The organism is Gelidibacter mesophilus DSM 14095 (genome assembly GCF_000423005.1).
Lineage (GTDB): Bacteria > Bacteroidota > Bacteroidia > Flavobacteriales > Flavobacteriaceae > Gelidibacter > Gelidibacter mesophilus.
On record NZ_AUHD01000037.1, the window covers coordinates 1 to 3,236 of the forward strand.

Sequence of the window (3,236 nt, forward strand, 5' to 3'; positions counted from 1 at the left end):
GATCAGAGAACTCTAGAAGATTTTGACCTTTAAAAATATCCATAATATTATATGTTTACTGACAATAAAGATATGTATTTAGATACTGACCTCTAATAAATTATATACGGTGTTGGCAACTGGCTTTCTTTTACTCGTTCCGATTTTTATTTTATTCGTTCATTTCAATTATTAATTTTTCTCCGTAATTCAGGTTTTTAAAGAAACTCAATTGTCTCTCAAATATATATCCGTTTTGCGTGAATTCCATAATTTGATTTTTGGTCTCGATTTTTAATTTCATTTCATCGATTGAATATTCTCCGAGTACAATTCTAAAATATCTTGCAATTAATTTAGAAACTCCTAATTTCAACATAATCCACATTGGTGATAAAGTCAGAGGTTCAACACTTTCTTTTCCACGTATTAATTTTATGTATTCGATTTCCGATTCTTTTATTGTCAACGCACTTGTTTTATTAGACAAGTTTGACCTTAAAAGAATTCCACCTGAATATTTTTCAAAACTACATTTAGAGTTTTCTTTTATAAATTCCGTCGAATTATTTTTTGCTTTAAAAGACTTTAGATAAAATGATGAACTTCCAATTGCTTTCGGTTTTTTCCAATCGATTTTTGTCGGTTTTCCAATATTTTTCTCGATTGTTCTTGAGTTCATTTTTTCTCGTTGAGTTCTTTTTTCAGCTTGTTGCCAACGTTTCGTGTATGAGCAGTGGCGTGGTTCGTCACGGACAATTGCAAACACTCACGTAACATTGGAAAATCCGCAGGATTTTCCAAGTAGGCGGGAACAAGCCATTGCTTATACACATTGTTGGCATTTCGTTGTTTTACTTCCGCTAAATTCTCAAGATTTAATTATTTCAGATATAGCTCTTTAAAATACTCAATGTGTTTTCCTGGAATTATCATTTTCCAAATATCTTTTTTCGGAATTATGTTTTTATCAGATAATCGTTTCCCATCTACATAAGTTCTGAAAATTAAAATATAGAAAATTAAAAGTCCAATAAAATATGCAGAATTAATTGAGTAAGTTTTGTTCAGCCAAATTAAAATTGCAAGTGGCAATAAAATTGTCAGGTAATAAATAAAGATATTTTTCATATTCTATGTTTTAATTCTGATTGAGTGATCAATTCCGCAACTTGCTAAATTCCGCAAACAATTAAGGTTTTGTTTTTTTGTGCATTTTCCAATTCCTCAAACTGGCTAAAAGTCAAACGTTTTAAATTACTCATAATTGTCATTTTTAACAGTTCTGCTCAATGAATGCCAACGGTCTTGTGTATGATTAGTGGCGTGTTTAAGCACCTAATTTAGCAAATAAAAATCAAGTAGAAAATCCGCGAGGATTTTCGTAAGTAGGCGAGAACTAGCCATTAATTATACACGGTGTTGGCATTTCGTTGTTTTTTTATTTGCTTAATTCAGTTTCATTAATTTTGGTTTTCTGATTTAATTTTGTCCATTTAATTCCAAATTTAAATAATAGATATATTATCAGAATGAAAAATGAATGAAATAAAATTACACCTAAAGTCCATTTAAATCCGAGTTCTCAGCTAATTAAAGTTTTAAAAATAAGTAACGCATTAGGATTTATTGCCATTCTATAAATAATAAAAATTGTCACTAAAGATGCAATAGTTAAAAATACAAATCCAATAATTTTTTTTGTCATAATCTTTTTGGCAGTTCTAAAAGTTTGAGTGAATTCGTTCTGCGATTTATTCCGCAACTGGCTAAATTCCGTATTCAATTCAGGTTTTTCTTTTCAGTTCAGTTTTCAATTCCGTAAACGAGCTAAAAGTGGGATTATGATTTTCTTTTTGATTTAATTTGACCTGTTATTAGTAATCCAATTCCACCACCAACTAAAAAGCCAGTAAGAAAATCGGTTCCATCATTTTCAAAAGAAAAGTGCAAAATAATTCCGATTATCAACATTATTAAACCAATAATTCTTATTCTATTCATAATTTAATTTTTCGATTTTAAGTTCGTTGGTCAATGAATGCCAACGGTTTTGTATATGGCTCGTAGCGTGTGAATTAGCGATTATTTTCGGTTGAGCACAAGCCAAATTTTTAAATTTTACTATTTATCTTTTTTATTGAAAATCATCAAATTTAAAATTTGGCGGACTTCGCAAATATGCCGAAACTTCGATTAAGCAACTGCCCAGCTATGAGCTATATACGGTGTTGGCATTAGTTATTTTTTCATTCGTTTCAATTTCAGAACATAAAATTGCACTTTGTCATCTGTATTCCAAGGCATAGAATCTCTTTCGTGAGAAACAACTATAAATGAAGAATATAACTTTTTATCTAAATAAAAACTCAATATGCCCTTTTCATTGTCAAATTGCCATTTCCATTTTCCTAAATGTACTGTCTCTGTCCAATTTTCAATATTGGTGTCAGTAATTTTGAGTTTTCCATTTCTTTTAAACTCCAAATTCGTATAATCTTTATTCTCGTTTTGTTCAATTTTTATTCGATTATTGCCCAATTTCACAAAATCATCTTTTCTATTCAGAATTTTGTAAATAGTAATTGAATCAGCTTTGAAAAAGTTTATATTTTCATTATTTGTAAACCATTCCGTGTTTTTAAATTTTAAACTTTTAATTTCTTTCACAAAATCTTTTAGAGCTACTTGATTTTCTTTTTTTGAGTATTCTCCGTATGCTATTTGTTTTTCAAAGTCTACAGCTAAATAGTCGGTAAAGCAACTAAAAAAGTCATAATCGCCTTTTACTCCATTGTCGGAAGTTTCGCTAATTTTAGAAGGTGAAATTAAATAATATTTTCCGACTTCAAAGTTCGCAATATATGGTCGGCATAACATCCCGTTATCTCCCCAAATTTTTATTGTTTTTCGTTTTTCTGAACCAATGTATTTTTCAATAACTTCTACTGTCATTGACAAAGGCATTTTTCCCTCATAATCGTAAATCTCTCGGTCAAGAAAATTCGAATATTCAATTACTTTTACTAAAGCTACAAATTCAGAACCTTTTGAAATTTGGCTGAATGAACAATCTCCATCACATTCGCAACTGCAAGCAAAAGATTTAATTGAAATCAGAAGTATAAAAAGTAAGACGAATGTTTTTTTCATAATTAATGGCAACGTGTTTGTGTATGATTAGTGGCGTGTTTCAAGCACCTAATTTAGTAAATAAAAACGGAATAGAAAATCCGCGAGGATTTTCGTAAGTAGGC

At 29.7% G+C, this 3,236-nt stretch carries 4 protein-coding genes; all 4 read right to left on the reverse strand.

The window, feature by feature from the left end; genetic code table 11:
• Positions 1–151: 151 nt before the first annotated feature.
• The 4 genes from G525_RS0117700 to G525_RS22605 all read right to left on the reverse strand — a co-directional run bounded on the left by G525_RS0117700 (position 152) and on the right by G525_RS22605 (position 3,132).
• Positions 152–748 (reverse strand): hypothetical protein, encoded by a 597-nt coding sequence (locus G525_RS0117700; protein WP_211222946.1) that lies wholly within the window; start codon positions 746–748, stop codon positions 152–154.
• Between the two features lie 113 nt (positions 749–861).
• Entirely contained in the window at positions 862–1,110 is a 249-nt protein-coding gene (locus G525_RS0117710; protein ID WP_027127322.1) for a hypothetical protein, read from the reverse strand.
• 711 nt (positions 1,111–1,821) lie between these two features.
• Positions 1,822–1,983 carry a hypothetical protein gene (locus G525_RS22340; RefSeq protein WP_157491977.1) on the reverse strand — a complete coding sequence of 54 codons (162 nt, stop codon included), beginning with the start codon at positions 1,981–1,983 and terminating at the stop codon, positions 1,822–1,824.
• Positions 1,984–2,220: 237 nt separating this feature from the next.
• Positions 2,221–3,132 (reverse strand): hypothetical protein, encoded by a 912-nt coding sequence (locus G525_RS22605; protein WP_211222947.1) that lies wholly within the window; start codon positions 3,130–3,132, stop codon positions 2,221–2,223.
• Between the last annotated feature and the right edge of the window lie 104 nt (positions 3,133–3,236).